Genomic DNA, 19,752 nt, shown 5'->3' on the forward strand with positions numbered 1-19,752 from the left:
TTCAGTTAACGCGAGATACTCTATCCTCATCGGAGTGAGCTTGCGGGAAAGCGGATCCTGAGCGAGCGTCATACAAACGATATGCGGTGGGAAACGTTACATAATCATGGGACAAAGGAATCCTTCCTTTGGCGCGAGATTATGCTTCAGCCAGTCACAGAGCCATGCCTGCCACTGCCGAAAGGTCATAAACTACCACGGGGATAAGTTTGCCCGCCCATCGTTACTGGCGCTCTTCTGCGCCAGTAACGACACTGAAGATAGTATCGGGCAGCGTGAATCCCTGTAGCTTCAGTAATGCAAGAGGGCCATTGCCGAGCTCGCTGCGCATCACAAACTTCAGAGGATTGCCATCGGCAGTGATCCACACCAGTTGCGTACGGCTGGCATCAAGAGGTGTGATCCGGGCTTTGTTCAACAGGCGAATGAAGCCCCAGTTACCCTGATTACTGGCGTAGAGTTGCATGCCACTGTTTACACTACGCCAGCTGAGCGAGACACCTGGATAGTCAGTATTCCCCGGCCAGATAAAACTCTGCCAACTTTCCATCTGATTGAAGTAATCCAGATGCTGCTCATCAAGGGTCAGTTGCACCCTGGCAACATCCCGTGAAGGACGCGCCATCAGTTCGAAGTTAACACCGGCATCGCCCTGAGAAAACACGATATCAGACAGCTCAGCCAGCTGATTAATCGCCCGGAGAAAATCCGGACTGATAACCATCCCCTGACTTGCGGAAGGGTCAATAACCCAGCGATTCCCCTCCTGGTGGAGGATCCCGCCAAGATTCGTTTTCAGAAAGGCAGTGATTCGACCCGAGTCGCTACGCAGGAACTGAGCCAGTAATGGCAGGGAGGCATCGCTGCCAGTGGCTTTAAACGGGTACCGTCCCGCAAAGGCCTTATTCCACTGTTCGACAATGGTTGCCTGCCAACGGGCATTGAGGCTACCCGCAGCCGGGACAAGTACCTGCCGCCAGGCCAGATCAAGCGGTTGTACAAACAACGACTGGCCAAATCCATTCCACTCCTGCCCCAGACTCGCCGCAACCAGACTGCCGTAGTCGCGGGTATCGGTCAGATCGATGGCTTTGCCCTGGAATATGGTCTGAGCCAGCATCTGAGACATGGCCTGCGGATCCGGGGCGCTGGTGACCTGCTGAAGCTTGAGCCGCACCTGAGTTACGCGGGCCAGCCAGGACTGGAAACTGAGATTACCGTTTCTACCGGTACCTTCTTTACCTTCCATCACCCCCATAAGTGGCCCAAACACCCCATCGAGCGGTCCTTTAGGACCCTGAGCTTGCTCTATAAACTGTTTTGCATTTTTTTTCTGACCGATCAGCTTCTTCGCTGAGTCCACTATCGAGTCGGCAAGTAGCTCCCCCTTCTGCCCCGTTTTCCCCTGGAAGTTTAGCGTGTTCATCAGGGCAACCAGCGGGGACTGACGGACATCACCAATGAGACTGAGCTGGGCAATCGCCTCAGACAGTGACGCAGCTTCCTGCCACTGAATGCTGTTGACCATGTTCAGCCAGGCATTACCAAAATCGGTAAAGTAGCGTTCAGTCAGGCGGGCCTTCAATGCCTCCGGGGAGATATCACTCCCTGTCTGATGTGTCTTCTCCGTCAGCACCCAGTCAATTTCATCGCGGCGGGCTTTGACGACTTCGTTAATCGCATCCTGTACCTGCTCTTCCCAGGCCTGACGCGTAAACATTCCCGGGACGACTTCGTCAGTGCGGAATACCGTTGAGGCATCAGTATCGCCGGTCATATCGGCAAGCGTTAAATCAGGCCAGTTGCTGGCCACGCGCTTAAGCATCTCCTGATATAACCCGGACTCAGCGTTCCGCTGGCCTATTTGCTTGAGCAGGATCTGACGGACCGTGCTGATTAGTTCAGCATCAGGCTTAATTTTCCATTCCGGGTGTGCCGGGAGGTTCTGCGCATAGAAGCTCAGCAGTTTCGGGGCCAGCGCCTGCCACGTGCCATCCGGCACATTCTGGCGTTTCGGTAAGGCTTTCAGCACGTTTTTTGCCAGCCATTCTGCGTCCGCTTTGTCCGGACGAGCCATCATCAGATAACTTTTGAGCACGTCGTAGGTTTGCTGTGTGCCCTGCGTACGGGCATCACTGGCAGGAGGAAGTTGCACAAAGGCATTCAACTGCTGCCTGAGACTATCTGCTGTGGCATCCCTCATCAGCTGTGCGTTATTTTTCGCATACAGCGGCCAGAGTGCGGCCAGCGTGTCGCCGTCCTGATTAAGACCAAATCGTGTGTACCATGGAGCGCCGGTCGCCTCTCGATGTTGCAGACGGGCAATGGCTTGCTGTAGTACGAGCTGGTTGTGCAGGCGTACAGCCAGTGGTTTTGCGGTATCTGCTGCCTGCCTCGCGGTTTCCTGCGCCTGATAAATTTGGGTACGGTTAACGATCAGGGACAGCAGTGTACCGGCCCCCCACAGAACAATCAGGGAAAGCAGAATTAACCGCAGCATCTTCAGCCAGTCGAAGCCCAGCTTTCTGCCGCTGGAGGCATCACAGTCATCAATGACGGCTTTCCAGGTCGGTGTGTCGAGGCGTGTGTTTGGTATCGTTCCGGTAACAGCCAGTTCTGGGCTGAACATGGCACCGCGTAAACGCCAGGCTGTGGATCCCTGCATCAGCCCGCTGAGCAAAACAGCCAGACTGGCTTTCAGCTCCTGCCGTAGTCGGAGGGACAACTGAAGCAGACCGAAATCAGCCGGATTATTCAGTATCTTTGCCATACCCACTTTTTGCAGGTGTAGCGCCAGTGTAGAAAACCCTTCACCCGCGCTTTTTACGGTGCATTCCGGCCCGAAGATAACCCCTGTCGCCGCCGTTTCCTCGCCCTGCAGAGCACCGGTAGTGTTGTCAGTCAGCCACAGCCAGACAGGCGCCTGCCAGCCAAGCTGATGGTCGGCTTTCTGGCGGCAACGCAATAAGGCATCCCGTTCACTATCCGTAGGGAGGGCTGAGGTACTTATTACCTGAATGATGCCATCAATCGGTTGTCCGGATCGCAGGCGCTTCAGTTTTGAAAGGAAGATCTCATCCGGAAGTGACTGCGCGTCACCACCATAAATCAGCACGTTGCCGTCGCCTTCCTGCCATAGGTCATGACACAGGCCCGGGGCCGCTTTTTGGACGTCGTCCGGATTACCCATCACCAGCAGGAGTCGCACCTTATGTTGCCAGCGACGTCCATAGCGAAACCGCAGATGCTCAGACACCGCGTCTTCGCTGAAGACAGGTTCTTCGTCGTCGTCTTCGCTGGCAATGGCATTCATCACCGGAGAGACACACTCCGCTTTTTTCTGCCCCCACTGGAAATACAACCCGGATTTACCCGCGTGGTCGAAAGCCTTCTCAGTCAGCCAGCCGAGTAAAAACAACGCAGCAACCAGTATGGCGCATAATGTGAGTATGCGTTGGCGGTCATAGGGTCCGAAGCCGGTGGCCGAAGCCACGCGTTCCGGAAAGGCATAAAACAGAAATGCCACGATGACCGTCAGAAAAAAGGCGACAGTTACAACAGAACCAATGAGAGTTTTTACTTTTACCTTAGACATTCCTGGGCGATTCCTTGCGAACTTCTTCTTTGGTGATGACGGCGATCCAGATGTCATCTTTGTCAGCGGCGGGTTGTGCGGCGATAACCTGCGGGCCATTATCGCTACATGCAACTGAGGCAAGAATAATAGCAAGCCAGGGGGCGGCGAGTCTGGCATATCCCAGAGCGGGATCAATACCATGATTGTCTTTTGACAAACTGAATGTCACCCCGTTATCTTCACAAGCCATATTCCATCCACTTCCGCTTGAAAGGACTGGACCTGTATACCAGGCCGTTTTTAGTGCTTCAGGGGCTGTTGCGGCCCATAACAGTGCCCTGTCCAGCGTTTTTACAAGCCGGGTTTCCTGGCCCTTTTCAGGGCGATGGAGACATACCGCATCAGGATAACCAACAGCCTTACGGTTGCTGAGCACCACAAGGGTAATGGCATCGGCGTCACCTTCATCAGGCTGAGCAGGCAATGAAAACGTTACTCCTGTAAGGATGCCTGGAGTATCCCAGCGCTGGTCCAGCCAGGCATCAAGCCCCGCCAGACCTTTGCCCGCAAGGAGCCTGAAAACCCGCCCGGTTTTGGTAGTGAGTTCATTTCTGAAGCGCTCCTCCAGTTTGGGTCGGATATCCTCGTCACAGTCCAGCATCAGGCAGCAAGGAATATCCTTCGACAGAGTGTCGGTAATTTTTTGTACATGGGAAACGAGTGTTGACGTGGCGGAGATAAGTTCTGTATCCAGATCTGTCTGAAAACTGGCTAAAGCTGCATACCTGACAGCAGATTTGGAACCCCGTGGCGTTGAGGCCTCTGAAGCTGGAACAGTATGATTAACTGCTTTCACCAGAGCACCCGGACTATTTCCTGAAAAGTGTTGAACGCATGTATCGAGTATCCAAGCACAGCGCTGGCCCCGACGAGTTTCGCGATCAATAAGCGCTTCGCGTTCCACATTCCGGGACTCAGCCCCCACCTGCTCTGCTTTGTATGCAAACCGGCGCAGGGAGAAAAGCAGTCCCCAGAGACAGAAAGGCAATCCCAGGGCAGTAAACCAGAAAATAAAGCCAGTGCGTTCTGTCGTCCAGTTCCAGAGCGTTAGAGCAATCCCTCCTGACATGACAAATGCCAGGAACAGCAGCCATCGGCGGGTATCAGGTCGTGGAACCTTCGCCGCCTTTTCAGGGATGGTATCCAGCAGGACTGGCATACTCAGGCAACCTTGGCAGGAGCAAAAGAACTGATCAATGTGCAGCCACAGCCACATCTATGACTGTGAAAGGCAACCGGGATCCCGTTATCAAGATAATCAGGGTTACCTTCGATGATAGTTGTCGGACCATGTCCAGGTATCGGGCAGGAAACCATATCTCCTTTACGCGCCACGCCAATCCCACCAAATATCATGGAGCCAGAACAGGTCATGACTGAGCCACCGTGAGTGGTTTTGTCGCCTTTTCGAATAATTTGCAACATTTGTATCTCCATCAGTCTATTGTATATAGTAAAGAATAAATTAATATTTATTACTCAAGTGTCTCACCCTAGACCCAAGAAATAAGAGGCAAACCTTCTGCATTGATATATCCAATATTCACCCATTTATTATCTGGAGTTGTTTGAATAATCTTTACCTTATCTCCGGGAACAAGATAAGCACTGGTTTTGTTATTGTCATTTGGCAAAGCGAATAATTTTGACTTGGTTTTTACAGTGGATTTTTCGGTAATGTCGCTCAGATATCCAGAAATATATTATAATACAACCCCTTTCACTTTTTTGGCTTCCAGATACGTTTTCCATAACAGCGCATCTCTGGTTAACATATCCAAGTATGTCTTCCAGAGCGGAGCATCCTTGCCGTAGTGCCATTCACTGGCGTGTTTTGCAATTACACGGTATAAGCGGTCACGGAAAGAGATATCATGGATCGCCGGAAGATAATTGTGAAATAAGCCTATGGAAAATTAAATCCTTCCTCATTTACATAAGGAATGTCAACTATATAATCACTTACAACACTATCACTTCTATATGAGTTCGGCAAACAATCACTAGATTGAATAATCTTTCCATTTTTTTTGATATCAAACGACATTGTGTATTCATTTTTTTCAGAACCTTCGATTACATCAATGACATAACTATATTTGCCGCGTTTGAAGCTATAATAAGTAACACCCATCTTGCTATCTTTGGTGCGTCTCAGTTTATTCCCTTCGTTAAAAACAACTTTTAACTCTGTTTTACCATCCCTTTTAAAACCATAATTAATTTCTTTTGTAATATTATCAATGAAGAATGAAGCTTCTTTACCTCCCTCTCCAGGTAATGAGCAAGTAATGATTTTAGTCATATTCTGTTCAACTGCCAAAGCGCCTGCCGACAAAAAAAAACAAAGCACCCCCGCTAAAAACATCTTATATTTTCTCATTGAAATACCGTTTCGCATAATGAATAAGCCTCTTGTCGCTCTGCCAATCCCATGTCCCCACCGTTTACTCTTTTTGTAACAGCAACAACATCACTATAGCCGTTGCCTTGATCTAATGAATAGACCTCGTAATGCAACCAAAACCATATATTCCCCTCAGCATCAACGCCTGGTACTTTTGCAAGCGTCAGGATCCCCGGAGCCTTTGTTTTTCGACCGCCTGCTGTTACTCCGGTATCACTCTTGTCAAACAACGGTGCATCGGCTTTCCAGGTCAGATACACCGGCGCATCCTCTCCTGCTCTTCCGGGATTAGTGATGAACTTCTCCATATCATCCATGCTCAGGCACTCTATATGTACCTGGTAGCGCGAGCGTTTGCCGTTTTCTTCCGGTAGCTGATAAAAACCCATATGCCCAAGACTGTCTCCGGCATTGACCGGTACAGGCTCTGAAGGTACATACACATCATTAAAAACGGGTTCACTACCGGATGCTGCCGCTGCAACCGGCGTCAGACTGTCGCCGTCTGATACTACCCATACCCGATCGCCCTTTTTCAACTTATCCTTATCCCGGCCCAGAGTAACCAGACTGAATGTTCTTGCTGCATCGCCTGGATTCTTACCTGGACGGATGACCTGCTGCGCGGTATTACCGGGCTCGTATGAAAGCGGGAAATCTGCCGCCAGTCTGTCTGCATTTTTATACTGCAGTACACCCTCACTGCTCAGATAACTGACATGATATCATTGAAAGTCTTTTATTTAATATCTCAGAACTTTGGTTTGTTTTTCAAATAAGCCAAAACCTCCCCTGCTGTTTTAAACTTATACTTAACAGGTTTCCCATTAGCAACCCCATCCTGTCCCCCCTCAAAAAAATTCGATATTTCAACGCTTTTGACTATGCTATTTTTATAGTAATCATAAGCGAATACTTCATAATATTTCCCAACAGTATTAATCCCATCCAGATCATAAATCCAACTAACTATTATGAATAAATTTTGTTTATATTGACCTTTCCCCCAGAATACCGATTCGATGTTTGCAATGCTACCGTCATATGAATAGGAATCGAACGTAATGCTATTCTTTGGAATACACCGATTAGGTACGAAAGATGCTTTAACATCAGGGTGTTCATCGTTTCCTGAAAAATAATGAAAAAAAATGGAACTACCTGAATACATATGGTCAGACTTTAACACCTGAATGACGTGCTCATGATTTGCATTTAAAAATGCACTAACTTTATCATTTTCACATGCGTAAACATTTTCTGTAAAGAAAACAACCAAGAATACTAGCCATTTAAATTTCATTTAATACACCCTGTGTTATTTTGCTTTATGTAATTAAATGCAAGATTTTTAATTTCACCTCGGATCACCATATCCAACCTAGCTGTATTAACTTTATACGTAAGGTCACTGAGGTTATCTGCATCCGCCAAAGAATTTATATTCGCAAACTTCGACCAAAACCAGCACGCTGAGTCAACCGCCATAGCAGGATCTTCCTCTAACAACTTCGGATTCGATATGACATCGTTTCCACTGAAACTTTTATAGCTATTATAAGTCTCTTTATGAGTTAAGTGGATTAGCCCTCGCCCTCTATAATCCATCCCTTCAAAATCACTAGGGAATAGCGTTTTTGCCAGCTCATCCTCATTTTTTACAAGATGATCTTTAGTATATTGTTTTCTTTGTGCTTCGGTATAGCTTGGGAAACGTCTTGATAGTCCTATATTTAACTGGGTGTAATATATGTTCCAAAGCCTATCACCATTAGTATAGTAAAAACCTTCTCTAAACCTGGTAAGCCTTTGAGTTTCCACGCCTATTTGGCCTAAGAAGTGAGAAATCCTTAAACAGTTATTAATTTCATATTTTATAAACGCGTTTGTTAATAATGGAGCATATAAACCAGCCTTTTCAAGGCTAATACCGAAACAATGAACAAGCAACTCAGGTTTTATTTCTATTCCATTCCGGCAGAACGAACACGGTATCATATGACCAAACCGCTGCCTTAAATTATACAAAAACACCACCGGATGCATATGCCAGACTTCCGGCCCCAGTGCCACACCTTTTTCACACACAGCCTTCATCCATGTCATCTTATCCAGAAACGCTTCCAGATACGTTTTCCACAATGGTGCATCCGTGGTTAATTTATCCAGGTATATCTTCCAGAGCGAGTCATCCTTACTGTAATACCATTCACTGGCGTGCTTCGCTATCACACGGTATAGATGGTCACGATAGGAGACATTATGCACCGCCTGAAGATACTCCTGCTCCGGGTAATACCCGTCATGGTTACTGTCTATCAATGCCAGCAATCGCTGGTAGTTATATTTGTTCAGGGTATGAGTAGTGCGCGTTTCATCCTGTGCCGCTTTATACAACTGCTCCAGAATACCCTTCACCACGTTATTCGGTTGTTTTATTCCATCAATCAGGTCAAAACTTTCCGGAGCCTTATTCAGCGTGACAAAGCCGAGCTCACCAAGCGCATACTGCGACACTTTCTGAACACTGGCAGCGGCCAGCCAGCCACCTTCTGGTCTTATCTGATAGTATGCCGCATCCTTGTTACTGGTCAGCGTATTCCCCTCAGCATCAACGCCTGGTACTTTTGCAAGCGTCAGGATCCCCGGAGCCTTTGTTTTTCGACCGCCTGCTGTTACTCCGGTATCACTCTTGTCAAACAACGGTGCATCGGCTTTCCAGGTCAGATACACCGGCGCATCCTCTCCTGCTCTTCCGGGATTAGTGATGAACTTCTCCATATCATCCATGCTCAGGCACTCTATATGTACCTGGTAGCGCGAGCGTTTGCCGTTTTCTTCCGGTAGCTGATAAAAACCCATATGCCCAAGACTGTCTCCGGCATTGACCGGTACAGGCTCTGAAGGTACATACACATCATTAAAAACGGGTTCACTACCGGATGCTGCCGCTGCAACCGGCGTCAGACTGTCGCCGTCTGATACTACCCATACCCGATCGCCCTTTTTCAACTTATCCTTATCCCGGCCCAGAGTAACCAGACTGAATGTTCTTGCTGCATCGCCTGGATTCTTACCTGGACGGATGACCTGCTGTACGGTATTACCGGGCTCGTATGAAAGCGGGAAATCGGCTACCAGGGTGCCTGCATTTTTATATTGCAGAACATCGTCACTGCTCAGATAGTACGCCCAGTTTGTACGCGAAGTGCAGTTCACAACGCCTTCTGACTCATTAGTGTAAGCCGGAGTACATTTTTCCCACCAGGACGGAACAGGCACCGATTCTGTTGCTTTCAGATTCCCCTGGTCTGATACCGTCCAGACTTTAGTCCCCGCTGCAAGTGTGCCTGCTGCTGCATTTTTCGTCTCACGGGTAATGGTCACTTCAGTAAACTGACGCCTGTCACTGCTACGGGTGACTATAGTGTCACTCAGCGTGACTACCGTGTCTTTCTCCAGTTTTCCGGCTGTGCGCCCTGCCTGCAAATCTTCCGCACTGGAGTAATAGCGCTGGACGCCTGCCACTTTTCTGTCCGCCAGGCTTCCCTGTTGTTTATAAGCAGCATAAGGCGCCAGATTCATATACAGCGTGAAAAATGTCAGTCCGCTCTCTTCTGTATCACCCGGCTGGATATAATGTTTCACCAGCACAAAAGAGGTCGAAAGGAACAGTTTTTCACCGCGCCATTCAATCGCAGCACTCTCATAGTCCTTACTGACGCGCCAGGCAACTATCTCACCATCCGCCATACAACGAATAAATTGTTCCCCTTTATAGAGCTCGCGACAATATTCATTCTCAGCTTCGCTGTCAGTACTCAGGGCACACCAAGGGATTGTTGCATCAGTAATATGGATACCGCCATGCCACATTCCCTGACTTCCCACCAGAAACAGTCCTGAGCTTTCTCCACCGAGCGTCGATAACAACTCTTCCGCAGAGGAAAAGGCATGACCATTTTTGTTTGACGGTACGGGGTAACTGATTTTGGGTAACTTTGCTGTCATAAATCACCTTCCATGCTATTCACTGCTCCATTTGGCGGAGTTTTTTGTCGTGACCGTCACGTCTGTCATTTTAAAGTCCGGTGTCTCCAGTGGCAGACTGGTGCCAGTTCCTGGCACCAGATAACTCGCTACTTTCATCACCATCATCCCCTCAGAACCATGCTCAATGCCGTTTTTACTCAGCCTCAGGTAAGACCCGCCACCGTTAAGCGTCAGCGTTTCCGGCGTGCTGATAATTATTTCATCTTCACTACTGGTCACCGTCAGCTGCTTTTCAGAAAACAGGGCCATCGTGTTGTGCTGCGCCTGAATCTCGATGTCTCCCTGGTTGGCAACCAACTTCGCCCCGTCTTTATGCACAAACAGACCGAGGGCTTTTTCAACGCTCACGGACAAATTTTTCATCGCACCGATATCAAGATGCTGGCCTGCATTGATCATGGTATTGCCGGTGCTGCTGAGCTGAAGGTGTTCACCTGAGGCCATTGCCACCCCCTGCGGAGCACTACCCAGCAGGACCGCTGACTGGAGGGCTTTGATTTTGTCGGTCACAAAATTAATCTGGGTGTTGATGTCAGAGACCAGGGCTCCGGCGGCTTCGGCGGCGCTGTTCAGGGCCTGCATCTGGCTGTTGGCCTGGTTAATCTGGTTAATGGCAGGGGCCATTTCCAGCACCGGGCCCTGCGCTTTGGCCTGGGCATCCGCCGTCAGGAACAGCCCTTTTGCCGCACGTACTGCGCCATGTTCATCCGTTCGCAGTTCAAAACCGGCGCCGCGCTTTTCTCGCTGGCTGTTGACCAGGTGCCCCAGGTTCAGCTGCGTTTTGCCATATTCCGTCGCGAGCTTGATATGCTCTTCCTGGCGCTTATCTTCCATCCGCAGCTTATTGTTCGCCGGCGTGCGCCACACGTTCCGCGTATGATTATCGCTGGTGACATGATCCGGATGATCTGAGTCATGCAAGGCATAAGCGATGTAGGGACGATCCGGGTCTCCGCCGTCAAATACGACAGCCACTTCCGTTCCGTCGATAAGCGGTGAGTGGAATCCGTATGTATCACCGGCATAGGGTTTCGCCAGCCGCAGCCACAAATACGCATAGCCCTGTTCGGAATAGTTGCGGTCAAAGTCCAGTTTCACCCGGTAGCGGCCCTGTGCGTCGAGCCAGGAGTACGTATCACCTTTCTGTGTGCTTTCCACCCGGGCCGGAAGCGAGCCGGGTATTACCGGGCGGCTGAGCAGTGCCGGACGCCAGCAGACGGTTTCGCTGTAGGGGATACCCTCAAAGGTCAGCGTAAAGCTGCTTTTGCGTGAACCGCTGGTGCGTACCGTGGTTATGACGATGCCTTCCCTGACAGCATCGGGTAGCGTGCCGTCCGTTTCCAGTACCTGACCCGGAGCCAGATGGGGGCTGGAGGAATGCCCGCTGACGCATGACTGCGTGTTCAGAATACGTTCATGACGCAGGCGGGCGAAGTATGCCCCGGTCTCAGTGCTTTCAGCGTCATCGGCTGTCAGGAAAGGTTCCGCATAATGGTATGTTTCCCCGGTGGTGATCCCTTCCTTGCTGAAAATGCTTTCGGCACTGTCCTGAGGTTTCAGCGCTTCACGGTAGTTGTAGTCCCGGGTGGCCACACTCCCGCTCACCACCTTATATGCGGTCTGAATATCCCAGATGCTCTCCTGCCCGCTGTCGCTCATCCCGGCCTGGTTGCGCAATGGCAGGGTGACACCAAATTCATACTGCTGCTGGCTGTCCTGAAAAATCACCACGTCTTGCTCAAGACGGCTGTCCATTTCATAGCGCCAGTAAATGCCCACCTCCGCCAGCAGACGCTGGATAAATTCCAGGTCAGTTTCCCGCCACTGGGTGATGAGCTCCCGGGAGGGATATTCGCGGGAGAGCCGGAACTCAAAATCATGCCCTTCCAGACCGTGTTTACGCAGTACCTGTTCGACCACCTCAATCACTGATTGACTGAGGTAGATTTCGCTCCCTTTCGTATACTCCAGTAGGGCGATACGGGGAACGATCGTCAGCGCATAGTGGGTCTCATCATTCGAGGTGGACACGCGGCGAAAGGATTCCACCACGCCAAACACCGTCCTGACCGGCAGCGCAGGTGTTCCGTCAAACACCGGGGTCTGGAAAGTAAATGACGCGGGTTTCAGCAGTAACGCGCCGCAGGCAATATCCACAGAGGAGCTGGTGACCGCCACGTCATACCGCCAGGGCTGACTGAGGGATTCCACCGCGCTGTAGTGCAGAACATCCAGAAATTCGCTGCATTCATGCACCTCAACCCGGTACCGCGACTGCCCTAAAAGCTGCGGTACCACGCTAGTTGCCTTGTTGATCAGGGAACTGCTCATGACGGATCTCCTTCTGCCCGTTCATCAAACGCCAGCACAATGCCCTTTTCGTCATCCCAGGTCAGTTGTAATGAGGAGGGCTTTTGTTTTGCCGCTATATGGCTTAACAACTGTTGACTCAGAACCGGCAGGTCACCTTCACCCTGATCCAGCGACTTTAACAACCAGTGCTCAGGCGTGATTTCTGCATGCGCACGGTTCTGACATAAAGAAGCCGCCCCCTCCAGTGCTCTGGCGCAATAAGGGTTAAGTCGTCGTAGCAGGACTGCTGAATAATGTTCCATGTCGTTCCCTCTTGTTCAGGCACGCTACCGCCCTTGACCGTCAACCGATGCCCATAAGGTTCATGCCGATAAATTGTGTGACGGCTCTGCAAAGCGTCCACCTGACAGGCACTGTGCAGAGCAATACAAAACGGCGGACAGAAGGGATATGTCCGCCAGGGGCTTACGCCGTGGTACGTTCGTTCCAGGAATCGGAATGAATGATGTTGCCGTCTTTGTAGGTCCGGGAGATTTTTTCGTAGCGCAGCTCGATCTGCTCAAGGTGGTTATGCTTCTCAAAAGAAGGCTCCTTGATGTCAGCGCCGCCATCGTCTTTCAGCCGCAGAAAATCCGGGATTGCCATGTTTACTTCTCCATTTATTTAGTTGAAACGTCACTTACATCCTGTGACGCGTGTTTTGCATCTGGCAGACGACAGGCGTCAGCTTGCGGTACCAGGCTGATCTCGACACGCCGGTTGTGCGCACGGCCATCAGGCGTGTCGTTTGATACAATCGGTCGGCTGTCACCGTAACCCTGCACGGCAAAACAACTTTCCGGTATATCCCCGGTATCACGCATCCAGTTACGGACGGCCTCCGCTCGTTGCAAAGACAGGGTCTGGTTGAGTTGCGCGCTGCCGGTATTGTCTGTGTGGCCGCTAACCACGATGAGCCAGCCTGTTCTGGCTTTGATCCCCACCAGTGCGTTGACGAGTATTTTGGTTGAGCCGTCTTTAAGTGCTGATTTGCCAGAATCAAACAGCGACATGCTGTCGAGCCGTACAATTTTGGGTACCGGTTTTGGTTTAGGGGCAGGTGGGGGAGTCCAGGTATCGATAGCCTGCTGCAAGGCCAGCCACAGGCGTTGCCCAGGATAATAGCCCAGGCTGTAACGTAAAGGCTCTCCCTGACGCTGCCACCGCTCAAGCAGGAGCACATCCTGTTTCAGTGCGGCCAGTGATTCTGCTTTAGGACGGTAATGTTTCATGGGAATAGCATTCCAGCGCTGTAAATTGGCACTGACATGACGAATAAGATTACGATTATTGAGCGCGGACATGCCCATAGCCGTCAGAACGCACAGCCACATCAACAGAACCAAACGGCGGGTACGCTGGCCCCCCTGAACTGTCGAAGTAAACGGTACCAAAAGTGGCAGAACGGCATCCGGGAACAAACCGGTATGAAGTGGCTGCAGGGATTCCCGTGAAAACTGCAAGCAGGTGCGGGAATAGAGCCAATCGGACCAGACAGACTGAGTCTCTGGATTGATTACTCCGAGGCGCATAGCCACGGAAAATATGCGCACAGGCGGTGTTAACCGGTCAGGTTTCTCCAGCTCATCGGCCAGCATATTACGGATAAAGGAAAATGCCTGGCTGACTGCTGGCAGCGCCAGGATATTGTCTCCCGCCTGCTGCCAGTCAATGAATGCCTGAGGCGAATCATTAACCGGGCATACAATCCGCTCATCACCCCGAACGATTATCCACGGCGTTTCAGGCCCGGAAAATTCGGCACTCAACACAACCGGCAGTGTGAATCCCGTCAGGGATTTAATCTGTTTACACTGCTGGCGGAGCGTTTTCAGTGCGGAACGCAGAACGGCTTCATCCTGATGATAGTCTGGCAGGCAACGGTACATCACCGAGAGCTGTCCGACCTGGCGCGGGAACTGCTTCTGTATGCTGCGGACAATGTCAGTTAACCGGCTGACGTCACCGGCCCATAGCCACCATCCCTGGGCTGTTTTACGCAGAGGACCTCCCTGAAACAACGTTTCCAGCATGTCACCACACACCAGTACAACGGGGCCCTGGGTGTCGAGTAATGGCAGTTCAGCAACCGGGAGGGTAACGTCAGAAGCAGGCTCTTCACTCCGACAGTTTTTAACAACATACCCGCCTGCCAGAAGGAGGAGCAGCAGAGTGATCAGACCGTTAAAAACGTTGCCTGTCGGGATAAAACACCACAGCAACCACACCAACGTGGCAACGGCTACCAGGGTGTGCAGAACTACCGGAATGATGACTGTTCTACGCATTAGCCATGCAGCTCCGGTATTTGTGCTGACAACAGAGCCTGAAGCCACAGATGGCCCCCCCACCAGATAACGCCGGTAAGAATGACGGCAAGCGCTATCCAGAACCAGACTGAACGGAACAGACTCCAGCGATGTTTCCCCATCAGGTCAACAACCAGTGACAGACCGGCATCAGGCGGAGAAACGCGTTCAGAAAGGGCTTTCACTACCTCATCACGCTGCGACTGACTGACCTCTTTCAGGCTGTATAACCCCTGAAAACCCAGGGCAATCACCCGGTGATAACAGGTTAAAACGGCCGGGTTCGGTGAGGGCTGACGCAGGACTTCTGCAATGCGATCCCATAGCGCTTCACCTGCCCGAAGTGATCCAAAAAATCGGGCCTGAAGCGGCGCTTTACGCCAGGCTATCTGGCCTTCATCAACTTTCGTCTCCTCTCCTTCCTCGCTTTTTTCAGGCTTACGGCTCATCACCGTCTCGTCGAGCAGGGCGCATTGTGCGTAGGAAATATGCCCGACACTGGCCTCGTCATAACCGGCACGCTCCAGCGCTTCCCGCACACTTTCAACCTGTTTAACGCATTTGTGGTAAAGCGCAGAGCCATTAAGCGTGACAGCGCCGTTCTTCAGCATGGTGACGGTGAGCCAGGTCTCCGTCATCAGCTGGTCGATATCAATATCCTGTCTCATGAGCGCAATACCGCAAACAGTTCAAGTTCCAGAGCGCCAAGTAACTCAGGCACATAGAACATACACACCCCCTGCTCCAGCATTTCATGCGCAGCGGAGCTTTCCATATCAAGCGCGAAATACTGGTTCTCCATACGTACAGGCAATGCTGCTGGGACCCTGCTCACCGGAATCAATGGAATCCCCCTGAGCGCGGCGCCATATATGGTATTAACCTCATCAGGTGACCCCGCCTGACAGAGTGCCGGGAATTTGTCGGCAACCTGCCAGGCCGGGATATCTGAGCGCACAGAGAGCCAGAGGTCGGCCTCTTCACGCAGACGAATATCGTGAAGGTTGGCCTTCCATGTCTGTCCGTCCGGGCGGGACATTTCCAGTGCAATGACCCGGGATGGCAGACTTGCCTCCAGCAACCCCGCTATCAGGTCAAACAGCGGGGGAAACGCATTGGCTGGTTCCTCGTGGTCATACCCCGGTATAGCGTCAAGGTCATGGTCCAGGGAAAAGGTCAACATACTGCCTGCCAGACGAGCGAGCTCCGCCCACACCTGTTCAGGTGGACGGCAAGGAAAACGTTCGTATTCCGTCAACACTCTGGCGTGAGAATTCAGTGCATTCAGCAACCAGAAAAGGGAAACATCCGCGACAGCAAAATCGGCAAGTCTTTCGTTGCTTTCACGACGCATGGTCATCAGACGCTGGCGTCGGGAGCGTAACTGGCGATTGAGCAGCACCAGACGTTCGCGAAGAACCGGACTTGCTCCGAATGACGCCACTGGAGGAATAAAAGACGGATCCTGTCGCCACGCATTTTGTCCATCCCGGAGCAGTCTTGCTACCGGGCAGACTTTCCAGGCCTCATTACTTTCATGGGCAAACCGGATGGTGAAATTAAACCGGGCAACTGCCATGGATTCTTCTTCAGAACCAAAAACATCCGGTATAGTTACCCATTCCTCCCGGTAACGAAGCGGACGGTCAGCGGTCATGCCTTCCTGTTCAACATTAACAACACCGGGCTGCAAATGAGGGAGTGCGATAACGACTGTTACCGCATCCAGACCAGCCAACAGATCCGGGTCTAACTCGCGAGGAGGGGGAAGCAGATCGCTCCTTTGCGCATCAATCAGTGAACCATCTTCCAGCCAGAGGCGTAACTGCGTAATCTGGATCAGGCCGGACGAAAGAAAACTGTCATTAAACTCAATCTTTTCCACGCCCCAAGGGAACGGGGTGGCTAGCGCTGATGCACCGGCACTGCGAAAAGATTCCCATTCAGCCTGCTGCTGGAACTGCTGAGGGGACAGCAAAGCCCCCTCGTTCCACAGTGGACGATAAATTTTCATCCCTGTCCTGCCTTATGCTTTTGCTTTAGGCATCCGGGATGCCACAGACAGATTGACGTCCATGTCATCGACCTGGAAATGAGGGATTGCAAAGCGTTTCACACGGAAGAAACCCGGCTTGTCCTCAATGTCTTCAACAATGACTTTGGTATCGCGAAACGGATGGGACGCCTGCAGATCGTCGCCTACGCTGTCGAAATTGCTCTTCGAAATGTTTACCTTTTCGCGTTCAGACAACGGACGATTTTCCCGGCCATGACAGAAGCCCCTAACTGTCAGCAGTTTCAGCGGCAGCTCGGTTTTTTTCTGGGCCCCACCAGTGTGCAGGGCTAAATATAAGTTAATACGAGCTTTGGGCATTTCTTCCTGGTAAGAACCGGACATGCAATGTTCCTTCATTTGACGTGTCTACGACAGCAGAAGAAGTGAAAGCCAAAGGGGCTTTCCACAGAACGACTCCACCGCCCTGACAGCGATAAATAATGATGAATAAAACAGAGGGTTACGATGAAAATCGTACGCCGGTTGATGGCGTTAACAAGTCTGCACGCCCAATGCAAATGTAAATAATAATTTCAATTAAAGCCCGTCACTGCTATTTTCAATTTCAGAAAATGAACAAATATTTCTTTCCGGATCCATTGCCCATAAAGGATTTAAGCGTATACAACCTGCCATCGCGCCACTTAATTCCCGTTATTAATTATTTCGGTTAAGTAACAATTTAGCGCCCAGCTCCGATTAAGTTTTGCCAATCTGATGATTATTCAATCCGCAAACTTCACCCCATAAATACAAACAACATAAACAATATCTTTTGACAATTATTAATTACCCACCATGTACATCAGGCAGAGAATTCAGAGTGGGTTTTATGTATATTTTAAATGTTAAACCATTTTCCAGAAAATCAAATTATTTATTCCAGAAACTTATTCTCCATTGAAAAATAATTCTTCACAACAATAATTATGAATGCGTTAAAGTATTTATAAAATAGATATATACTCCAGCAATCATTGATTAATCGCCGAAACAGATCGAGTTTTAAAAATTGAAGTGTGAAAATGATCTGGCTTTTCAAAATACCTCTGCCAGCATATGCCATAAATTCCCATTAGGCCGAGAACGGTTATTAATGAATCCCCCTTTTACGCTGCCGGCCAAACTGTCGCCCCTGGCTTGTCGTCAGGTTGCCAATCAGGCCTGGTGCCCTGCCACAACCGGCGAGCCATTGCTGAATTCTGCCCGTGATATTGCCGAAAGCTGGCTGAATGCTGTCATATCTGCTGCAACGATGCCATGATTCAGTCCCACATCGACCGGGCGCTGTCTCCCCAGGATGCGATTAACTATCTCATTGAACGTTGCAGGAAAATATCTCTTTAGCTCAGCCCTGAGCCAGGCGATAAAACGGTACTGGCCTCATTGTTGCAGTGAAATTATCAGACACCAATATCTGGCCCGTCGCTACCCGCATCCCTGATTTTCTCAACCTCAGTACGTCAGCTGCTATACGCTGGCTGCCAAACCAGAAAAGCCCGTCCAACGCCGTGACATCAAGTCCTGATTCGAGCGCCATCTTCAGGCGTTCCCGTGGAGATTTCACCGCTTTTGCGATCTGCTGGTAAGGGGCTTCGGTCAACCCTTCTGGATCTATGCGCCGGATACGATGCGACAGGCGATACTGAAATTCATCCGGTATACCGTCAAGGCTCGCTTTCAGGGTATATACACACCCAAAGCGTTTACCATTAAAGATGACGTTTTTCTGGCTAAGCTGTAGCGCGTCACGCACGCTGGCAATCAATTGCGGGGTGCGAAGTAATAACAACCGAAAAGGCAGCTCAAAGCTGGTCACATAGTCCACGTTCAGTAAGGCAATACGCAGACGCTCTTCCGGGCCGGCCTTCATTTCCCGACATTCAGCAATGACGTCAGCCCATTGCCCGGTAAGACGAGAACTTTCAGCAGCCTCTGTAAAGCTGTACTTTTCAGTCTGATAATCAATACGTCCGCTCACACGGCATTCCCTTCTGGCCACATTTCGGTATTTGCTGCTCACTTTACCAGCGACAGACGACTACCGAAAGCCCGGCAACCTAACAAATATTGATTCAACTCATATACTTAATTGTTATCACACTGATAATCTCATGGAATTCATTGGCTGGCGGACAGGGTCACCGTGTTAGAAATCTTTTCTTAACCCACTGAAAAATATCTAACAAATATTTTTCTCATATAAAAACGATGGTTCGTTCAATACGGATCCGAATTTATTTGGGTTAAAAAAGGTACGGTATGAAAGTCACATGGACTGTCACTCCTGCCGGGTACCAGCGTATTACCAAACGCTGTCCCGCATGTAATGTAAAACGCGAGTTTGCACCTTCCGGGTCCTTCAGGGTCAATTCACAAAAAAAAGTGCTCGATATCTGGAGCATTTATAAATGTACGCATTGTGAATATACGTGGAATATCTCGCTGTTCTCACGGCTTCACATCAGCAAAATTAATCGAGAGCTGTACCAGCGGTTTATCACTAATGATGCCAGTACGGTTCACTATTATTCTCATGATAAAGCCACTCTGAGCCGAAACAACGCTGAGCTTGCGGGTAAGCCTGATTTTCGTGTTCAGGAACAATGGCAGGCCAGCATCAACATTGACCAGCACTTCGCCGTCAGCATCAGGCTTACCTGTGCTTTTCAGATCAGTGCGCTATCGATATTGAAGCGCCAGCTTTTACTCAGCACGGCGGAGATTAAGAGCCTGATAGATGAAGGTCATATTCGCGGTATCACCATGAAAGAACTCAAATCCCGAAAGTTACGGACAGCAAATGTCGATTTTCACTTGTCTGCGGTAACGTTGTATGCCCGGCGAAGGGTGGTTCTGGCGCCACGTTAATAGAATAAGGCTCATCCTGAGGTAATGAGCCCTCCCGATCCGACACCTTTGCCGGATCGGGATAGCG

General features: G+C 50.3%; 14 protein-coding genes and 4 pseudogenes. 2 read left to right on the plus strand and 16 right to left on the minus strand.

The window, feature by feature from the left end:
* Positions 1 to 223: 223 nt before the first annotated feature.
* The 15 genes and pseudogenes from FOB24_RS17835 to FOB24_RS24540 form a co-directional block, all read right to left on the minus strand.
* A complete protein-coding gene (locus tag FOB24_RS17835; RefSeq protein ID WP_150345256.1) occupies positions 224 to 3,595 on the minus strand; it encodes an ImcF-related family protein in 3,372 nt (1,123 codons plus the stop codon).
* Complete coding sequence (locus tag FOB24_RS17840) at positions 3,588 to 4,796, minus strand: hypothetical protein (RefSeq protein ID WP_150345257.1); 1,209 nt, start codon at positions 4,794 to 4,796, stop codon at positions 3,588 to 3,590. The genes FOB24_RS17835 and FOB24_RS17840 overlap by 8 nt, the downstream gene beginning before the upstream one ends.
* A gap of 2 nt (positions 4,797 to 4,798) precedes the next feature.
* Positions 4,799 to 5,062, minus strand: coding sequence for a PAAR domain-containing protein (locus FOB24_RS17845; RefSeq protein ID WP_150345258.1), 264 nt, complete (start codon positions 5,060 to 5,062; stop codon positions 4,799 to 4,801).
* A gap of 481 nt (positions 5,063 to 5,543) precedes the next feature.
* Positions 5,544 to 6,038, minus strand: a complete 495-nt coding sequence (locus FOB24_RS17850; RefSeq protein ID WP_223851216.1) for a hypothetical protein — start codon at positions 6,036 to 6,038, stop codon at positions 5,544 to 5,546.
* Complete coding sequence (locus FOB24_RS17855; protein WP_223851217.1) at positions 6,017 to 6,583, minus strand: hypothetical protein; 567 nt, start codon at positions 6,581 to 6,583, stop codon at positions 6,017 to 6,019. The genes FOB24_RS17850 and FOB24_RS17855 overlap by 22 nt, the downstream gene beginning before the upstream one ends.
* Positions 6,584 to 6,795: 212 nt before the next feature.
* Positions 6,796 to 7,347, minus strand: coding sequence for a hypothetical protein (locus tag FOB24_RS17860; RefSeq protein ID WP_150345259.1), 552 nt, complete (start codon positions 7,345 to 7,347; stop codon positions 6,796 to 6,798).
* The gene (locus tag FOB24_RS17865) at positions 7,344 to 10,055 is read right to left on the minus strand and encodes a glycoside hydrolase family 19 protein (RefSeq protein WP_150345260.1); all 2,712 of its coding nucleotides are present in this window, start codon (positions 10,053 to 10,055) and stop codon (positions 7,344 to 7,346) included. Before FOB24_RS17865 ends, FOB24_RS17860 begins: the two co-directional genes overlap by 4 nt.
* 15 nt (positions 10,056 to 10,070) lie before the next feature.
* A complete protein-coding gene (locus tag FOB24_RS17870; protein ID WP_150345261.1) occupies positions 10,071 to 12,428 on the minus strand; it encodes a type VI secretion system Vgr family protein in 2,358 nt (785 codons plus the stop codon).
* Positions 12,429 to 12,538: 110 nt separating this feature from the next.
* A pseudogene (locus tag FOB24_RS24735) lies at positions 12,539 to 12,712 on the minus strand (Clp protease N-terminal domain-containing protein); the annotation flags it as partial.
* 163 nt (positions 12,713 to 12,875) lie between these two features.
* Positions 12,876 to 13,010: pseudogene (locus tag FOB24_RS17880) on the minus strand (type VI secretion system tube protein Hcp); the annotation flags it as partial.
* A 59-nt stretch (positions 13,011 to 13,069) separates the two neighbouring features.
* Positions 13,070 to 14,737: an OmpA family protein gene (locus tag FOB24_RS17885; RefSeq protein WP_150345262.1), complete on the minus strand. Its 1,668-nt coding sequence runs from the start codon at positions 14,735 to 14,737 to the stop codon at positions 13,070 to 13,072.
* A complete protein-coding gene (gene tssL, locus FOB24_RS17890; protein ID WP_150345263.1) occupies positions 14,737 to 15,426 on the minus strand; it encodes a type VI secretion system protein TssL, short form in 690 nt (229 codons plus the stop codon). Before tssL ends, FOB24_RS17885 begins: the two co-directional genes overlap by 1 nt.
* Positions 15,423 to 16,772: a type VI secretion system baseplate subunit TssK gene (gene tssK, locus FOB24_RS17895; RefSeq protein WP_087857284.1), complete on the minus strand. Its 1,350-nt coding sequence runs from the start codon at positions 16,770 to 16,772 to the stop codon at positions 15,423 to 15,425. The genes tssL and tssK overlap by 4 nt, the downstream gene beginning before the upstream one ends.
* Before the next feature lie 12 nt (positions 16,773 to 16,784).
* Positions 16,785 to 16,958: pseudogene (locus tag FOB24_RS24535) on the minus strand (type VI secretion system contractile sheath large subunit); the annotation flags it as partial.
* A pseudogene (locus FOB24_RS24540) lies at positions 16,959 to 17,156 on the minus strand (type VI secretion system contractile sheath small subunit); the annotation flags it as partial.
* Positions 17,157 to 17,910: 754 nt separating this feature from the next.
* Between FOB24_RS24540 and FOB24_RS24310 the strand changes: the two are divergent.
* Positions 17,911 to 18,078 carry a hypothetical protein gene (locus FOB24_RS24310; protein ID WP_161959066.1) on the plus strand — a complete coding sequence of 56 codons (168 nt, stop codon included), beginning with the start codon at positions 17,911 to 17,913 and terminating at the stop codon, positions 18,076 to 18,078.
* 84 nt (positions 18,079 to 18,162) lie between these two features.
* Here FOB24_RS24310 and FOB24_RS17905 read toward each other — a convergent pair whose 3' ends face one another.
* On the minus strand, positions 18,163 to 18,795 hold the full coding sequence (locus tag FOB24_RS17905; protein WP_150345265.1) for an ECs1377 family protein: 633 nt from the start codon (positions 18,793 to 18,795) through the stop codon (positions 18,163 to 18,165).
* 281 nt (positions 18,796 to 19,076) lie between these two features.
* Between FOB24_RS17905 and FOB24_RS17910 the strand changes: the two genes are divergently transcribed.
* Complete coding sequence (locus FOB24_RS17910) at positions 19,077 to 19,685, plus strand: DUF1062 domain-containing protein (RefSeq protein WP_150345266.1); 609 nt, start codon at positions 19,077 to 19,079, stop codon at positions 19,683 to 19,685.
* Positions 19,686 to 19,752: the final 67 nt, after the last annotated feature.

Origin of the sequence: Citrobacter werkmanii, from assembly GCF_008693645.1 — a bacterium.
Taxonomy (GTDB): domain Bacteria; phylum Pseudomonadota; class Gammaproteobacteria; order Enterobacterales; family Enterobacteriaceae; genus Citrobacter; species Citrobacter werkmanii.